This is a genomic window from Niameybacter massiliensis (assembly GCF_001282685.1).
GTDB lineage: Bacteria > Bacillota > Clostridia > Lachnospirales > Cellulosilyticaceae > Holtiella > Holtiella tumoricola.
Genome location: NZ_LN875035.1, coordinates 3023412 through 3040641, shown reverse-complemented (window position 1 = coordinate 3040641; position 17230 = coordinate 3023412). Strand labels below are relative to the sequence as shown.

At 34.9% G+C, this 17230-nt stretch carries 11 protein-coding genes; 8 read left to right on the top strand and 3 right to left on the bottom strand.

What is annotated here, in order from left to right; all coding sequences use genetic code 11:
* The first annotated feature begins 135 nt into the window (after window positions 1-135).
* The 4 genes from BN2390_RS19720 (at window position 136) to BN2390_RS19705 (ending at window position 4752) form a co-directional block, all read left to right on the top strand.
* Entirely contained in the window at window positions 136-2013 is a 1878-nt protein-coding gene (locus tag BN2390_RS19720) for a beta-glucoside-specific PTS transporter subunit IIABC (RefSeq protein WP_053986009.1), read from the top strand.
* Window positions 2014-2080: 67 nt separating this feature from the next.
* Window positions 2081-3502 carry a 6-phospho-beta-glucosidase gene (locus BN2390_RS19715; protein WP_053986008.1) on the top strand — a complete coding sequence of 474 codons (1422 nt, stop codon included), beginning with the start codon at window positions 2081-2083 and terminating at the stop codon, window positions 3500-3502.
* 304 nt (window positions 3503-3806) lie between these two features.
* Entirely contained in the window at window positions 3807-4355 is a 549-nt protein-coding gene (locus BN2390_RS19710) for a biotin transporter BioY (RefSeq protein ID WP_053986007.1), read from the top strand.
* Complete coding sequence (locus tag BN2390_RS19705; RefSeq protein ID WP_053986006.1) at window positions 4336-4752, top strand: DUF1284 domain-containing protein; 417 nt, start codon at window positions 4336-4338, stop codon at window positions 4750-4752. The genes BN2390_RS19710 and BN2390_RS19705 overlap by 20 nt, the downstream gene beginning before the upstream one ends.
* A 114-nt stretch (window positions 4753-4866) precedes the next feature.
* Here the strand turns inward: BN2390_RS19705 and BN2390_RS19700 are convergent, their stop codons facing one another.
* The 3 genes from BN2390_RS19700 to BN2390_RS19690 all read right to left on the bottom strand — a co-directional run bounded on the left by BN2390_RS19700 (window position 4867) and on the right by BN2390_RS19690 (window position 10908).
* A complete protein-coding gene (locus BN2390_RS19700; protein ID WP_053986005.1) occupies window positions 4867-6654 on the bottom strand; it encodes an alpha-1,3-galactosidase-related protein in 1788 nt (595 codons plus the stop codon).
* Window positions 6655-6680: 26 nt separating this feature from the next.
* The gene (locus BN2390_RS19695) at window positions 6681-9029 is read right to left on the bottom strand and encodes a glycoside hydrolase family 95 protein (protein WP_053986004.1); all 2349 of its coding nucleotides are present in this window, start codon (window positions 9027-9029) and stop codon (window positions 6681-6683) included.
* A 154-nt stretch (window positions 9030-9183) separates the two neighbouring features.
* Window positions 9184-10908 (bottom strand): glycoside hydrolase family 35 protein, encoded by a 1725-nt coding sequence (locus BN2390_RS19690; RefSeq protein ID WP_053986003.1) that lies wholly within the window; start codon window positions 10906-10908, stop codon window positions 9184-9186.
* Between the two features lie 233 nt (window positions 10909-11141).
* Between BN2390_RS19690 and BN2390_RS19685 the strand changes: the two genes are divergently transcribed.
* From BN2390_RS19685 to BN2390_RS19670, 4 genes are read left to right on the top strand one after another with little or no spacing between them, the layout of a single operon-like run.
* Window positions 11142-12302 (top strand): glycoside hydrolase family 88 protein, encoded by a 1161-nt coding sequence (locus BN2390_RS19685; RefSeq protein ID WP_053986002.1) that lies wholly within the window; start codon window positions 11142-11144, stop codon window positions 12300-12302.
* Between the two features lie 14 nt (window positions 12303-12316).
* Window positions 12317-14569, top strand: a complete 2253-nt coding sequence (locus BN2390_RS19680) for an ABC transporter ATP-binding protein (protein WP_053986001.1) — start codon at window positions 12317-12319, stop codon at window positions 14567-14569.
* Entirely contained in the window at window positions 14566-15024 is a 459-nt protein-coding gene (locus BN2390_RS19675; protein WP_053986000.1) for a DUF1854 domain-containing protein, read from the top strand. Before BN2390_RS19680 ends, BN2390_RS19675 begins: the two co-directional genes overlap by 4 nt.
* 27 nt (window positions 15025-15051) lie before the next feature.
* Window positions 15052-17229 carry an ABC transporter transmembrane domain-containing protein gene (locus BN2390_RS19670; RefSeq protein ID WP_053985999.1) on the top strand — a complete coding sequence of 726 codons (2178 nt, stop codon included), beginning with the start codon at window positions 15052-15054 and terminating at the stop codon, window positions 17227-17229.
* Window position 17230: the final 1 nt, after the last annotated feature.

Sequence of the window (17230 nt, the reverse complement as noted above, 5' to 3'; positions counted from 1 at the left end):
GATTGTTACTTTAAGTAGGCTATACCTAAATAGAAATGGATTAGTAAGTCACTAATTGATTTTTATTTAGGTATTTTTTTATACCCTTTTTTAGTCGAAAACCGTTCACATTATACATAACAGGAGGTAAGTACTATGGATTACAAACAATTAGCAAAAACCATATTGGAACTTGTAGGAGGCGAAAGTAATATTTCAGGCCTTACACATTGTGCGACAAGATTAAGATTTAACTTAAAAGATGAAAAGAAAGCAAATACAGCACAACTCAAAAATACAAAAGGTATTATGGGAGTAGTAAGTAATGGTGGACAATACCAAATCATTATCGGAAGTGATGTTGGTAGCGTATATAAAGAAATCATGGAATTAGTTGACTTAGATGGTGCAACCAGTTCTGATGAAAAAGATAATAAGAAACCATTAGCAAAAGTCATTGATACAGTTTCAGGTATCTTTACACCAATCTTACCAGCTATTACAGCAGCGGGTATGATGAAAGCTGTACTTGCAATTTTAGTAGCATGTAAAGTTATAACACCAGATGCTCAAAGTTATCAAGTGATTAACTTTATGGCAGATGCAGCCTTTTACTTCTTACCAATTTTACTTGCAAGCTCAGCAGCTAAGAAATTTAAATGTAATCCATATCTTGCAATGATGCTTGGTGGTATGCTTTTACATCCCAACTTTGTAAGTATGGTAAATGCAGCTAAAGAATCAGGTGAAGCAATTAGAGTCTTTGGCTTACCAATTGCAACAGCAAGTTATGCTTCTAGCGTATTACCTATTATTTTAGGTGTTTGGTTCATGTCTTATGTAGAACCTATCGCTGATAGAATTTCTCCAAAAGCAATCAAATTCTTCTCAAAACCACTTATTACAGCATTAGTAACAGGGATTATCACATTAGTTGTTATTGGACCAATTGGATATATTGTAAGTGATAAAATTGGTATGGGTATTAAAACACTTGAATCTTACTGTAGTTGGTTAGTACCTACAATTCTTGGTGGATTAACACCATTACTTGTTATGACAGGAACACACTATGGTCTTATTCCAATCGGTATTAACAATCGTATGACAATGGGTTATGACACAATTATTTATCCAGGTATGTTAGCATCAAACGTAGCACAAGGTGCAGCAAGTTTAGCAGTAGCATTTAAAACAAAAGATGAAGAGATCAAACAGCTTGCTTCTTCAGCAGGTATTACAGGTGTATGTGGTATTACAGAGCCGGCATTATACGGTATTAACTTAAGATTTAAAACACCTCTTTACGCATCAATGATTGGTGGAGCTGTAGGTGGCTTATTCTTAGGGATCTTCCGTGTAGCAAACTTTGCAGGTGGTTCTCCAGGGGTTTTAACTTTACCAAGTTATATTGGTGGAGACGGCATGTCTAACTTCGTTTATGCATGTATTGGTGCAGCAATCAGTATTGTTGTAGCATTCGTAGCGTGCTTAATTCTTTACAAAGATCCAAAACAAGAAGAAACAAATACAACAGTAGTAGTAACAGATAAGAAAAAAGTAGAAGTTCATACAGGTGAAATGTCAACAATTTGTGCACCACTTATGGGTGAAGCTGTACCTCTAAAAGCAGTAAATGATCCAACTTTTGCAGAAGAAATTATGGGTAAAGGAATGGCTATCATTCCAACTGTAGGACAACTTGTATCACCAGTAAAAGGAACAGTAACAATGATCTTTGATACAAAGCATGCTATCGCAGTGACAGATGAAAATGGTGTAGAACTTCTTATGCACATCGGTTTAGATACAGTAAAATTAGGTGGAAAATACTTTAGAACACATGTATCAGCAGGAGATAAAGTAGAAGTTGGAACACCTATTGTAGACTTTGATATTGAAGGCATTAAATCAGAAGGATACGACGTTATTACACCAGTATTAATTACAAATACAGATGATTTTACAAATATCTTTGCAATTGATGATCGCTTAGTAAAATTAGGGGATGAAATCATCAAAGTACTTAAATAATAAAACAATAGAATGAAATGATAAGGGGGCATAGTTATGTCCCCCTTTTGAGAAAAGAGGAACGAGAATGAGTGGATTAAGAAAAGATTTTTTATGGGGTGGTGCAACAGCTGCCAACCAATGTGAAGGTGGATATTTAGATGGAGGTAAAGGTCTTGGCACAGTAGATGTGATTCCTTGGGGAGAACATCGTAGAGCAGTAATGCAAGGAAAATTACATTATAATGCTTTATCAGAAGATGCATATTTCCCTTCTCATGAAGCCATTGATATGTACAATAATTATAAAGAAGACATTGCATTATTTGCAGAAATGGGCTTTAAGTGCTATCGTTTTTCATTTGCTTGGTCTAGAATATTCCCAACAGGATTAGAAAGTGAACCAAATGAAGAAGGTTTAGCATTCTACGAAGCATTTATTGATGAACTTCTTAAATACAACATTGAACCTGTTGTAACCATCTGTCACTTTGATGTACCTTTAACTCTAGAACAAGAATATGGTTCATGGAGAAGTCGTAAACTGATTGATGCTTACGTAAAATATTGTGAAGTCATCTTTAAACGTTTTAATGGCAAAGTTAAGTATTGGATGACATTTAATGAGATTAATATGCTTATGCATTTACCATTTATGGGTGCAGGTATTATGTTTAAAGAAGGAGAAAATGAGCTACAAGTTAAATATCAAGCAGCTCATAATGAACTCGTGGCTTCTGCACTTGCAACCAAGTTAGCTCATGAGATTAATCCAGAAAATAAAGTGGGTTGTATGCTAGCAGCAGGTCAATTCTATCCATATAGCTGTAAGCCAGAGGATGTATTAGAAGCTATGGAGAAAGATAGAAATAACTATTTCTTTATAGATGTTCAATCAAGAGGAGCTTATCCAGCTTATGCTAAGAAATTCTTAGAAAGAAATAATATCCAATTAGAAGTTGACGCAGATGATGAACGTATTTTAAGAGAAAACACTGTAGACTATATTGCCTTTAGCTACTATACATCAAGACTTGCAAGCAAAGATCCAAATGTGGGAGAAAGAACAGCAGGAAATGTTATTGCTACACTGAAAAACCCACACTTACAAGCGAGTGAATGGGGATGGCAGATTGACCCAATAGGACTTAGAGTTACAATGAATGCCTTATACGATCGATATCAAAAACCACTTTTCATCGTAGAGAATGGATTAGGTGCAGTAGATGTACTGGGTGAAAATGAAACAGTAGAAGATGATTATCGTATTGCTTATTTAGAAGCACATATTAAAGAAATGATTAAAGCTGTTGAATTAGATGGCGTTGATTTATTAGGTTATACGACTTGGGGATGCATCGATTTAGTCAGTGCATCAACAGGTGAAATGAAGAAGCGTTATGGTTTTATTTATGTAGATAAAGATAATGCAGGTAATGGAAACTTAAAACGTTACAAGAAAAAATCATTTGATTGGTACAAAAACGTTATTGCTAATAACGGGTTATAATAAATAGAAAATAGGGTGTCTATTCAGACACTCTATTTTTTGTATAAGGAATTATTGTTCCATAGGAGGAAACAGATACCATAGATTATCTCTAGTAACTAAATGATTATAGAAATATAAGGAGATTAATATAGGGTAATAAGATTAAATAAAGGATGAGTATATTATTATAAATAGAAGATATATAAAATGTAATTAAATAAAAGATAAGGTTTAAAAGTAAACTTTATTGGAGTTAAAAGGTTTACTAAAAAGAATGGATAAGTTATGATATAACTATTAAGAAACTAAGGGAGGGATTAAGATGAAGGGAAAGATTACGACAAAAGAGATGACACTTGTAGGTCTAAGCGCTGCATTGATGGGTGTATTTTCACAGTTAGCTATTCCATTTCCAACCGTTCCACTTACATTACAAGTTTTTGGGGCTGTCTTATTAGCAGTTATATTAGAAGCAAAGATATCTACATTAGCCATGATTGTCTATACGTTAATAGGAGCTATAGGTATTCCTGTATTTGCTAATTTTAGTAGAGGGTTTAGCGTGATAGTAGGACCTACTGGTGGATATATAACAGGATTTATTGTGCTTGCATTTATTATTGGAAAAGCAGCAGAGCAAAAGAATAAAAAAATACTTATATTAGGGGCTTACATAGGACTTATAATGAACTATTTCATAGGGACATTACAACTAAAAGGGGTACTTAATCTATCATTCCAGGAAGCAATGGTTGCAGGAGTATATCCCTATATTATAAAAGACCTTATTTTAACAGGAGTAGCTGTTGGAGTGGGACTCCAAATGAAAAAACAGCTTAGAGGGATATTAAATGAAAGTATTAAGGCTTAGACCACATCATATAAATTGTATATTTTTTTATGAAGGCAAAGGATATAGTGAGGACTTTGTTAGTAATATGACTCAGATTGTAGAGCAGCTACGAAAGGATAAGGAGCAGTTGATACTGCTAGAAAAAAGAAGTGATAGCCTGTGTAAAGCTTGCCCTTATCTAGAAGATTCTATATGTAGAAGTTCTCAAAAGGTAGAATTACTAGACCAAGGAACATTAGATAAATATAAATTAGAGGAACATAAGATTTATCCTTTTAAGCAGATTATAGATGAGATTTATAGTGACTATTCTTATGAGCTTTTTAGTTTTATTTGTAGTAGCTGTGAATGGTATAAAAAAGGTGTATGTAGTAAAGATAAAATAGAAAAACAACAACGTAGTTGGATAGACTAAAAAAAGGTATGGCCTAGAAGCGATACCTTTTTTTACATGTACCTTAATTACCGAGGTGATTAGTAAGAGAATCTTATTGCAATATGTTTAATAATATAAAGAAGCTAATGACTTCTATAATGTTTGTAGTACCCCTGTAGAAGAAATAGATGTGACTTCTTCTAGGTTATCACCAGAGTTCATACCTTTTGTGTGGATATCTTGACCGAGAACCTCACCAATCAGTGCATTATTTTCAATGCGAACATTCTGACAATACTCTAGGTTGATCATATGATGACGGTTACCATATGGTTCATACATATAACTTCTAATGATTTTATTATTACTAAATTCTAAACCATCTACACTAAGAGCGTAGAGTACAGAATAGTCAAAAGCTGTAAATGTATTATCTGTAATGCGGATATTTCTATGGAATGGTTTATCAAGTGCTGGTTGTGGAATTTCAGGACAAATACTAATAATACCTTCACAGAATTGGTACATAGAACTTACACATTCATTGAAGTGGTTATTGCGAATAATAACATCTGTACAAGCACCTGACTCATACCAATAGTTAGCATCTCCAGCAATTAAAATACCTGAACCAGCTGAGTCAAAAACATTATTTTCAATGATTACTTGACGTGGAGTAGAAACAAGTACACCACGTGCTCTACAGCTACCAAAGTAGTTATTTCTACAAAGTAAGCTTGGTGAATTTGTAAGGTTTTCTAATGCATCTCCAGATTTAATGCCTTGAGGAATAGCTTCCTCAAAAGTAATCTCAAATTCTGTTGGAGAAAGGAGCTTAAAGTCTCTTGTTTTGCTTGTTCCATAAGGAGCCATAGATAAGTTTTCAATAAAGGAAATCTCATGACCAACTTCAGCCCAACAGTCAAATCCGTAAGCTTGGTGATGAACAAAAATACCTTTTAAAGTATGGCTATCTACAACTTCTGTAATGCGTACGGAAGTACCGTGAACATTAATAGGATCATCCATAAGACCATAGAACCAACAATTTTCTACTGTGATAGCTCCTCTATTATTAGAACAATGAAGTCCATCATCATGCCCACTTACGACCAGACGGCCTTTTGTACGGTTTGGTTCAAAACGTACAGCTTTATAATGGATAGTATCACAAAATTGCGTTAAGATCCCTAAGCCGCCAGTATTATGAATAGTGATATTGTGAAGAGCAATATCACTACTTTGGTTAAGGAAGAGACCAGGATGTAAGCGTCTATTGTGTCTAAGTACACCAAAGTTTCCTACTGTAGGGATATGAGGAAATGGGCCATGGAAACGGATAAGCCCATTCTCAAGTTGTGTATGACCATGAGGATGGAATGCATCACCACTACGATAAGCCACTTTTTTAGTTACTTGGTTGAACTCACAGAATGGATCATAAAGTACGGAAGTATTAGAATCCCAGTTTTCCCCTTTGAACCAAAGTAGGTTATCTTTTACATAGTGAGGGAAGAGCTTGTTATCAATATGCATATCTACATATTCTTCACATGCAGCAACAATTTCACCTTCTGCAGAAAGAGGAATATCCCAATCTATAGTAATATCTTTTACAGTAATGTTACATGAGTGGTCAATGGCAATAGGTGTAGTTTGACCAGCATAGATAAAAGTACTACCACCACCGTCTAAAATAATATTGTCCATGTCTTTAATAAGGATAGAAAGATGACGTGGATTTTCTTGATCTGTATTAGAAAAATAGTAGTCAGCTTGTGTAGCTTCATCGGAAGAAAACTTATAAGTACCTTTTTCAAGTACAAAATGAGCATGATTTGGATGTGCTTCAAACATGTTTTGGAAAAGCTTAGTCATATCTTGATTAGTATTTGGTAGGATACCAAAATCTTTAGCATAAATCGTATTAAGTGTAGTCATAGTAATGCTCCTTAAGGAATATAGAATTATCTTAGTTTTATAAAAGAATAAGGCTGGTTTGCTAATAGATGAATGGAAGTTGTACGGCCATTGTAATGTACGGTTAGTGTTTGAGAAATAGGAGAAACAAAAGTCGTTTCTAAAAGCTGTCCGTCTTTCCAATTCATATTTAATGTAATATTACCTTTAATTTTAATGCCTGTTACTTTGCCTGTATGCCATTTGTCCGGTAGAGCAGGTAGAAGATAAACTTCTCCTATATGACTCTCAGCCAACATATGACAAATACCAGAGGTTACACCAAAGTTACCATCTATCTGGAATGGTGGATGGGCATCGAAGAGGTTGGTATAAGTACCACCACCGTGATACATTTCGGTTGAAGTATTATCTACTAAGCGAAGTTGACGTTCTACAAGTTTGAGTGCATGATTACCATCACGTAGTTTAGCCCAAAGGTTAATTTTCCAACCTAAGCTCCACCCCGTACCATCATCACCACGAACAAGAAGGCTTTGTTTACTTGCTTCTACAAGTTCAGGTGTTGCTTTAAAGCTAAATTCCTCACCAGGGAATAATGGATAAAGGTGTGATACATGACGATGTGTTTGGTCTGTCTCAGCAAAATCATGTGACCATTCAGTAAGGGTACCACGTTCACTTATTTTGTAAGGAAGGAAACTGGTGAGCTGAGTGGATAATGTAGCTTGAAGGGCATCATCAAGACCAAGGATTACCATAGCGTCTAAAAAGTTTTTGAAGGTTTCTTTAACGATAGCAGTAGTCATAGTTGTTGTTTCACATACACTTAAAGACTGGCCATTATGGTTAAAGCAGTTTTCTGGTGACGTAGACATTGGTAAGAAGTAGTGCCCCTTGGAATCTTGAACGAGTAAATCACTATAGAACCAAGCTGCACCTTTTAAAATTGGATAAATTTCTTTTAAGAAATTTTGATCTAATGTATAGAGATAGTGTTGGTAAAGATGTGTACTTAACCAACCACTTCCTAAGTTCCAATAGCCATAAACAGCACTACCAGCACCGTGATTGCCTACAGGTGTTGTTTGTCGCCAAAGGTCAATATTGTGATGGGCTACAAAACCAGAAGCATTGTAGTATTTTTTAGCTGTTTCTTGTCCTTTGATACTAATGTCATGAATTAAGTCAAAGAGAGGTGTATGAAGTTCTGAGAGGTTACATACTTCACTTGGCCAGTAATTCATTTCAGTATTTATATTGACTGTATAGTTAGAACTCCATGGTGCACGTAGTTCCTCATTCCATATACCTTGAAGGTTGGCGGCTTGGGTGCCAGGTCTAGAACTGGAAATGAGTAAATAACGTCCATAGTGGAAGAGTAAAGAAGCAAGACCAGTATCAGATTGATCCTGGGTGAAAGCTTTAAGACGCTCATCTGTAGGAAGTGCCTCTTGCTCATTTGTAGGAAGTTCTAATGTTACACGGTTAAAGTAATTTGTATAATCGGCAATGTGTAAAGCTTTTGCAGTAGCAAAGTCAATAGCAGTAGCTTGTGCTAATGTATTGTCAAGATAAGCTTTGTAGTCCATGCCTTCTAGATAAGGGTGTTTAAATGCACCATTAAAGCTTGTTTTAGCACTGAGCACGATAGTAATGGTTGTAGCATTTTCAACGACTATCCCATCATTGTTGTAAGAACACACACCATCTTCAGTAAGTACTTTGAGGGTAGTACCAAAGCGCATACCTTTTCTCTCAGGTTCATCAAAGTAAAGAACGCCTTCTTCAGGTAGGCAATGTACATAGTTTGGTTCTACGTGAGATGGAGCAATGCCATCTAATTCAATGCCATCGTTTTTGACTTGAGTTGTAGCATTTAATGGACTAGTAAGGTTGATTGTTGTAGATAAAAAACCTTTAGTACTACTTGTTAAATGAATATAGAGTGCATCGTGAGGTGCACTAATAAAAGATTCTTGGCAGATTGTAGTATTACCAATAGTGTACTGGGTAGTATGACAAGCTGTTTCTAAATCTAACGTACGTGTATAGTTTGTTATCTCAAGAGCTGGATCAAAAGGAAAAGATAGGCTAAGTTCACCAAGAGGTAGATAGGCCTCTGTCCAACCTCCAAGTAACTTGTCTTCTAAGATTTTTTCAGCTTCTTGATAGTCTTGGTTTAAAGTTGCTTCTTTAGCTTGTTCATAAGCAGTTGCATCATTGACAAGATGAAGATCACGAGGGTAGCCTGACCAAAGTGTATCGTCATTAAGTTGAAAACGTGTTTTATAAATACCACCGTCTACCATAGCACCTAAATGCCCATTCCCGAGAGGAAGTGAATGGGTCCATATAGGAGAAGGTTGTTTGTACCAAAGTTTAAGTGTGTTCATCTGTTATGACCCCTTTAAGAAGTATAATAAAATATAAAAATAGAACGTTTCGTAAGTTTTTAGGGTATAAGATATAGAATCTTATACCCTAAAGTTACCTTTAAGCCTAAATGTTTCAAAATCATTTAAGGAGTGAAGAATAGCTATTTAGAGATTATCCAAGGATAGCATGATCGATAAATTCGATACTTGGTTCTTTAGTACCATGTTGTTCAAAGATAACAATTTCATTTGCACCTTCTTTAAGTAAGCCACTTGGTACAAATAATGTTTCTTGTGGTCCTATATTCCAGTAACGACCAATATTGAATCCATTAATAACTACAAAGCCTTTTGTTAAGTTTTCAAATTTAAGGAAAGTATCAGCCACTTCATCTACCATAAGTGTAGCTTGATAGAAACATGGTTTATCAGTTTCAGAAATACCTTCTTTAAATGCTACATTTGATAAGTCTTTCATATCTAAGTTGTAAACGTCGTATCCGAAAGTAAAGCAACCGCCTAGAGTAATCCCTTCAGAAACCCCTTTATAATCTTTAAGTTTAGGACCATAATTAACGCGTCCTAAGTTTTCTACAAGCACATCAAGTTGTACACCATCTTTAGGAATAGGGAAGGATAAGTTTTGTTTTTCTCCTCTCATATAGATACCAAGTTCTTTATGATCTACAAAGATTTGAGCACGGTCTCTTACTTCTAATAATCCAATATGTAATTCTTGACGAGGACCTTCTACATGTTTGCGGTAAAGGATATAGCCATAGTCTTGTCCCCAATGTTCCATGTTGCGTGCATTGGCAGATTCATGTTTTGTAGCTAAATGATCTAAGTTATCGAAAAGTAGCGCTTGTTTTTCAAATTGAACTTTACCATAAGCTTTCTTAGTTGTATTAGCAGGCACTTCATATGGAATTTTGCCGAAGTGTTTTTCAAGGCATTCACGTACTTTAAGATAAGTTTCTGTAATATCACCAGCTTCTGTAAGAAGCGCGCAGTAATCATAGCTTGTTGCAGTAGGTAAGTAACCACCATCATTGTCATAGTAGTTTGCCCCATTATAGAAACCAAAGTTAGTACCACCATGGAACATATAGAAGTTAATATGCGCTTGGTGCTTAATCATATCTTCTAAAACTTCTACAACCTCATGACTTGGGCGTGTATGATGTTCCTTACCCCAGTGATCAAACCAACCATCCCAAAATTCCATACAAGTTACAGGAAGGTCAGGCTGACGGTTCTTAAGTTGAGAGAAGTTCCAGTCAGCACCAGAACCGAAGTTAACTGTTTTAAATACATCAGGAAGCGTACCACCTGTAAGCATATGGTCAGGGCCACCATCAGAAGTGAACAGAAGTACATCAATACCGCGATTGATAAGTCCTTCTTTAATATGGTTCAGATACTTTTTGTCGTCTCCATAACTACCATATTCATTTTCAACTTGAACAGCGATTACTGAGCCACCTCTTGTAGATTGGAAGCGTGCAATACGAGGGATAAGTTCATCAAACCAATCGTCTACATGTTTTAAATACATCTCATCGTAGCAGCGAAGTACCATATTACGATCTTGGAGTAACCAAGCAGGAAGCCCACCAAAGTCCCATTCAGAACAAATATATGGACCTGGACGTAAAATAACTGCAATTTCAAGTTCATTTGCAAGTTCTAAAAAGTATTCAAGATCAAAGTGACCATCAAATACAAATTCCCCTTTATTAGGTTCGTGAAGATTCCAAGGAATATAAGTTTCCACAGCGTTAAAACCGCAAGCTTTGAGTTTGAGTAAACGGTCTTTGTAATCAGATTTGAGTAATCTAAAGTAGTGTATGGCACCACTGATAATAGGTTGTTCTTGGTTTGTTAATGATAGCATAAGTAATCCTTTCTGTGTGTCAAGTTAAATTAGTAAAAAGTTAAGTGATTTTTACTGCATAAAAAATAACTTTAACTAGATGTTTTTTAGTTAATTATAGTATAATATAAACAAAAGTACATTGTAAATTTTATTTTACAATTATTTTTGTGAAATTTTTATAACAACATGGTAGACCTACATAGATGATGACAGTAAAAAAATACTAAAAACACAGATGGGAGAAAGTAAAGATGGGAGTAAACAGTTTGGAAGTTTCACAAATGGAACTACAAGTAGCACTTACACACTGCATTAAACAGACGGAAAATGCTATGAGTAGCCTAGGGAAACAATTCAAAAAATGTGTAAGTCATAATGGATTTTATGAAGGAGGAGGAAATTATGATTGGACTGAAGGTTTTTATACCGGGGAACTTTGGTTAGCTTATGAAATGACAGGTGAAGAGAAATTTAAGGTTTTAGCACTTCAGCATGTGGAAAGTTTTCTTGAGAGAATAGAAAAACGTATAGGTGTAGATCACCACGATATGGGATTTTTATATTCTTTATCTTGTGTAGCAGCCTATAAGTTAGTGGGATCAGAAGAGGGAAAGCAGGCAGCGCTTCTTGCAGCAGATAATTTAATAAGTAGATTCCATGAAAAAGGGGAATTCATTCAGGCTTGGGGAACACTTGGTGCACCAGATAACTACAGGCTCATTATTGATTGTCTACTTAACTTGCCATTGTTATATTGGGCAACAGAGGTAACAGAAGACAAAAAGTATGAAGAGATTGCCAGAAAACATATTCAAACTTGTCTTAAACATATTGTAAGAGAAGATCATTCAACTTATCATACCTACTACTTTGATCCTGAAACAGGGGATGGCGTAAAAGGGGTTACAGCGCAAGGCTATAGAAATGGATCAGCTTGGGCAAGAGGGCAAGCATGGGGCGTTTATGGCCTAGCTCTAAGCTACAAATACATAAAAGATGAAAGTTATATCGAACTTTTTAGAAAGGTAACAGATTTCTTTATTGAACACTTGCCAGAAGATTTAGTGCCTTACTGGGATTTTGACTTTACAGATGGCAGTAATGAGCCAAGAGACTCATCTTCAGCAGCAATTGCTGTATGCGGTATGCTAGAAATGAGCAAGTATCTAGAACCAGAAGCAGCACTTTATTATCAATCCATTGCAAAGAAAATCTTGAAATCTTTAATCGATAATTATTCAGTAAAAGATACTAAGATTTCTAACGGGCAACTTTTGCATGGAACTTATGCAAAACAATCTCCTTATAATACGGTACAAGATAATGGTGTAGATGAGTGTAATGTATGGGGAGATTACTATTATGTAGAAGCTATAGTAAGACTATTAAAAGACTGGAAGTCGTATTGGTAGAAGGGGGCAAGACTTTGAAATATTTTTATGACATGCCGTGGTATGTAGAAGAAGCCTTTGTAAAAAGAGGGGTTAAGGAAGAGGGCTTACTTTACTGTGCTAAGGCAGACTTAGATGAAGAAGGTTGTTATATAGATGTACATCTTACTTTTGACAAAGATCAGCTGTATATCTTAAAGGGTTATGAAAAGATAGATGTAGAACAATTTGAAGTGGAATCTTATGAAGAAATACCATTAGACAAAATAGAAGATTTAAGTATTTATCGCTATAGTACAACAGCTATTTTGCTTATGACTACAAAAGAGGGGGAAAGACCTCTTGTAAGATTCTCACTAGGGATGAGTGACGTCTTTGACAAGTTTAAAGAACGCTTATTAAAAACAAAAAATAAAGAAACAATTGATGATACGTTACTTGAAGAGATACAAACGCACTGTCCATTATGCCATACAAGATACCCAAATCAAGAGCGTAAAGTATGTCCGAATTGTATGGATAAGCAAACAACTTTTAAAAGGTTACTTAAAAAGTACCTTAACTACAAAAAAGAATTTATAACTGTTATGGTTATGATTACATTGAGTACTATCTTTAACTTAATTGCACCATACTTTAGTACACGCCTTTTATATGATGAGGTACTTACAGAAGGTGGAGGCTGGTATGGAAAGGTAACATTGATTGTTATCTTAATTGCACTAGTTAAATTGATTGGTGTTATTTTATCCATGGTATATGGGCTCATTTTAGCACATATTACACCAAAGATTACAAGAGATATTAAAGTAGAGATTTTTTCTAAGTTGCAAACATTGCCTGTAGCATTCTTTTCTAGTAAACAAACAGGGTCTCTTATGACAAGAGTTGAAAATGATGCCATGAACATTTATTGGTTTTTCGTAGATGTATTGCCTTATGGGATTGTAAGCTTTGTAACCATAGTAGGGCTTCTTGGTATTATGCTATGGATTAGTGTAGAGATTACCCTTGTTATGTTTGGATCAGTTATTTTGATTACAATGATTCTAAAGAACTTTAGAAAAAAACAAAGAAAATTATGGCGCAGAAGACACCGTGCTGTTAAGGGAACACAAGCCGTTGTAAGTGAATCCTTAAATGGGCAACGTGTAGTCAAAGCCTTTGCTAAGGAACATGAAGAAGTAAGAAGATATGATGAAAAGAATAAAGAGTTTTATCATGTAAGCTATCAAATAGGGGATCGCACAGCTTATATGATGCCTAAGGTACGTTTAATTTATAGATTTTCAAATGTAGCAGTATTAGCTATTGGTGCATTTTCAATTATTTTTGGAAGTTTAACATTAGGTAGCTTATACATACTCTTTTCCTATACAGGGATGATTGAAAGCTCAGTCATGTTCTTTGCAAATATTGGGAATAGATGGTCTAACTGTATGGATGCAGCATCTAGAATGTTTGAGATTATTGATACAGTACCAACTGTGACAGAGAGTGAACATCCTGTACCTTTAGAAGAAATTCGTGAATCCGTAGAGCTTAAAGAAGTAAGTTTTGAGTATGAAGTAGGTCGTCCTATTATTAAAGATATTTCACTTCGTGTAAAAGCAGGTCAAATGTTTGGGATTGTAGGAAAGACCGGTGCTGGTAAATCAACTATTATCCATCTCATTTCACGTCTTTACGATCCAACAAATGGTGAAATCTTAATAGATGGTGTAAATGTTAAAGAGATTAAAAATCATGATTTAAGAAAACATGTAGGTATTGTTTCTCAAGAAACCTATTTATTTGTAGGAACTATAGCAGATAATATCCGTTATGCAAATCCAGATTCAACTATGGATCAAGTTATTGAAGCGGCTAAGGCAGCTTATGCTCATGAATTTATTATTAAGCTTCCAGATGCGTATGACACCATTATTGGGGCAGGAGGTGTTGGATTATCTGGTGGAGAAAGACAACGTTTATCCATTGCCCGGGCAATCTTGCAGAAGCCTTCACTACTTATTTTAGATGAAGCGACTTCAGCTATGGATACGCAAACAGAGAGAAAGATTCAAGAAGCAATTGATGAATTAAAAGAAGGCTGTACAATTATTGCCATTGCACATAGACTTTCAACCTTAAGAGATGCAGACCAACTGGCAGTTATAGAAGATGGGAAGCTTCTAGAACAAGGTACACATGAGGAACTCATTGAACAAAAAGGTAAATATTATGACTTATACCAGCTTCAAGCAGAAGCAATCAAATTTATGGAAGAAGGACAGATAAGCGTATGATTCAAATAGAAAAGATGCCAAGTGGATTTTTGAAGGTTATAAAAGATGGGGAAACTTATGAAAAAGTCAATGTTGTAAGACTGTTTCCTTATCAATATGAGAAAAAATATATTGCATTGTTAGATCAAGAGAATAAAGAAATTACAATTTTAAAGGATCTCAATGACTTAAGAGAAGAAGAACGTACTTTGCTTTTAGACTACTTAAGTTACAAATACTACATGCCAGAAATCACAAAAGTAAATCAAGTAAAAGAAAAGATGGGCTTCTTATATGTAGACCTTGATACAACAGCAGGAAAAAAAGAAGTATGTATTGCAGACTTTGTAAGTAATATCCGTTTAATTAAAAATAAGATTTTAAGTATTACAGATGTAGAAGGAAATAAATATCGCATTAGTGATTTCAATACATTAGACCAATTGAGTAAACAGAAGTTAGACGTATTTTTATAATCTAATAAGTTTAGAGGGAGAAAATCTATGAGACTGAAATTTGAACTTCCCATAGAGGTAAGCCGTGAAGTAGAAGGGGACATTCTCTATGCCCTTCCTTTTGACCTGAGTTTTGATGGCAAAAGTGAGGAAGGTAATGTTGTTATAACTAAAAGTCTATTTTATATTTTTAAAAATAAAGTGTTAGAAGCAAGTTATCCATTAGAAAAACTACAAGATTGTGAAGCAAAGCAACTTGTAGGAAGTGGATTGTTTAGTGCAAAAATAGATGAAGAAGAACAGATGATTTGTGGTTTTAAACCGAAATGGTTTAAGCGCTATGTTGAACTTGCGAAGCTTATCAATTATTACCACAAGACAGGTGAGCACAGCACTTATGAAGAAGAGCAAGAAGAATATATCTGTCCGAAATGTGGTTTCCCACTTTTAAATGGGAGTAAGACATGTTTTAAATGTCAAAGTAAAACAAAAGTACTGAGAAAGATTTTTGCAATTGGTAAAGATTATAAGAAGGTCTTTTTATATACCTTACTTGGAACACTTGTAATGGAAGTGCTTTGGATTGTTAATCCGTACATATTACGTGTCATCATTGATGATTATATTGTACCAAAGAATCAAAATGTGCCACATCTTTTGATTCTATTAGCTGTTTATTTAACTGTATTTGCAACCATTACTTGGTTTGAACGCTTTGTTATGAAGTGGACCAATCTTCTTTCAAATAGTATTTCAAGAGATTTACGTAATCAAGTATTTGTAAAGATTCAAGAGCTTTCATTAAGTACGGTATCTAACCGTACACCAGGGGAGTTAATGAATCGTATTAATAGTGATACAGAGAAAATACAAGAGTTTATATCAAACTATGGACGAGATGCCATTAATCGTATCTTCTCCTTGATTGTATTAAGTATTTTACTCTTTGTGATGGACTATCGTTTAGCACTTATGGTATTAGTACCCCTTCCACCTGTTTTATATGCAGTTACAAAAATGCAGGATAAGATGGGACTTAGATATTGGAAACAATGGCGTAAACATGAAAAGGCAAGTAGTGCACTTCATGATATTTTAAGTGGTATTCGTGTTGTAAAAGCCTACGGAAATGAAGAAATTGAAATTAAGAAATATACGGAAAATGTAGACCAAGTTAAAGATGCCATGATTAATGCAGAGACACTTTGGTCTAAGTTTTATCCTTACATAGGATACTTAATGGGACTTGGAGAGTTTTTAGTTCTATGGATGGGTGGTTACTTAGTATTAGGTGGGAAAATGCAACTGGGGCAACTGATTCAGTATACAACTTATATTACTATGATTTATGTACCTTTAAGATGGGCAATTCAACTTCCGAGGGTATTTGCAGATGTATTTGTAAGTGCAGGGAAAGTCTTTGAACTTCTAGATGAAGAATGTGAGATGGAAGAGATTGATGAACCTATTAAAAAGGAAATTATAGGAGATGTAGTTTTCCAAGATGTAAGTTTTGGTTACAAAGTTTATGAACCAGTACTCAAAGATGTATCATTTGAAGTTAAGGCAGGAGAAATGATAGGGATTGTAGGGCATTCAGGAGCAGGTAAGTCAACGCTTATTAACTTATTAATGCGCTTGTATGATGTAGCAGATGGGAAGATTACAATTGATGGGATAGATATTAGAAGTTACTCGACACAGGCTCTAAGAAGTCAGATTGGTGTTGTACTTCAAGAGACATTCCTCTTTGAAGGAACGATTATAGATAATCTCCGTTATGCTAAACCAGATGCAACACTTGATGAAATTATAGAAGCAGCTAAAGTTGCCAATGCACATGAGTTCATTGTTAAGTTACCAGATGCTTACCATACAGTAATTGGTGAAAAAGGCCATACTCTATCAGGTGGAGAAAGACAACGCGTTGCTATTGCTAGAGCTGTACTTCATAATCCAAAGATTTTAATTTTAGATGAGGCAACTTCAGCACTAGATACAGAGACAGAAAAAAAAATTCAAGAAGCATTAGAAAGACTTAAGCAAGGTAAAACAACCTTTGCTATAGCTCATAGGCTTTCTACTTTGCAAAAGGCAAATAGACTTCTTGTTATTGATAAAGGAACATTTGCTGAAATGGGAACACATGAAGAATTATTAGAGAAAAAAGGTATTTACTACAACTTAGTTATGGCTCAAAAACAAACTACACATATGAAGCAATAAG

What these genes read in the sequence shown, in the direction of transcription:
- BN2390_RS19720 (WP_053986009.1), top strand. Translation starts at nt 136, where the DNA reads ATGGATTACAAACAATTAGCAAAAACCATATTGGAACTTGTAGGAGGC.
- BN2390_RS19715 (WP_053986008.1), top strand. Translation starts at nt 2,081, where the DNA reads ATGAGTGGATTAAGAAAAGATTTTTTATGGGGTGGTGCAACAGCTGCC.
- BN2390_RS19710 (WP_053986007.1), top strand. Translation starts at nt 3,807, where the DNA reads ATGAAGGGAAAGATTACGACAAAAGAGATGACACTTGTAGGTCTAAGC.
- BN2390_RS19705 (WP_053986006.1), top strand. Translation starts at nt 4,336, where the DNA reads ATGAAAGTATTAAGGCTTAGACCACATCATATAAATTGTATATTTTTT.
- BN2390_RS19700 (WP_053986005.1), bottom strand. Translation starts at nt 6,654, where the DNA reads ATGACTACACTTAATACGATTTATGCTAAAGATTTTGGTATCCTACCA.
- BN2390_RS19695 (WP_053986004.1), bottom strand. Translation starts at nt 9,029, where the DNA reads ATGAACACACTTAAACTTTGGTACAAACAACCTTCTCCTATATGGACC.
- BN2390_RS19690 (WP_053986003.1), bottom strand. Translation starts at nt 10,908, where the DNA reads ATGCTATCATTAACAAACCAAGAACAACCTATTATCAGTGGTGCCATA.
- BN2390_RS19685 (WP_053986002.1), top strand. Translation starts at nt 11,142, where the DNA reads ATGGGAGTAAACAGTTTGGAAGTTTCACAAATGGAACTACAAGTAGCA.
- BN2390_RS19675 (WP_053986000.1), top strand. Translation starts at nt 14,566, where the DNA reads ATGATTCAAATAGAAAAGATGCCAAGTGGATTTTTGAAGGTTATAAAA.
- BN2390_RS19670 (WP_053985999.1), top strand. Translation starts at nt 15,052, where the DNA reads ATGAGACTGAAATTTGAACTTCCCATAGAGGTAAGCCGTGAAGTAGAA.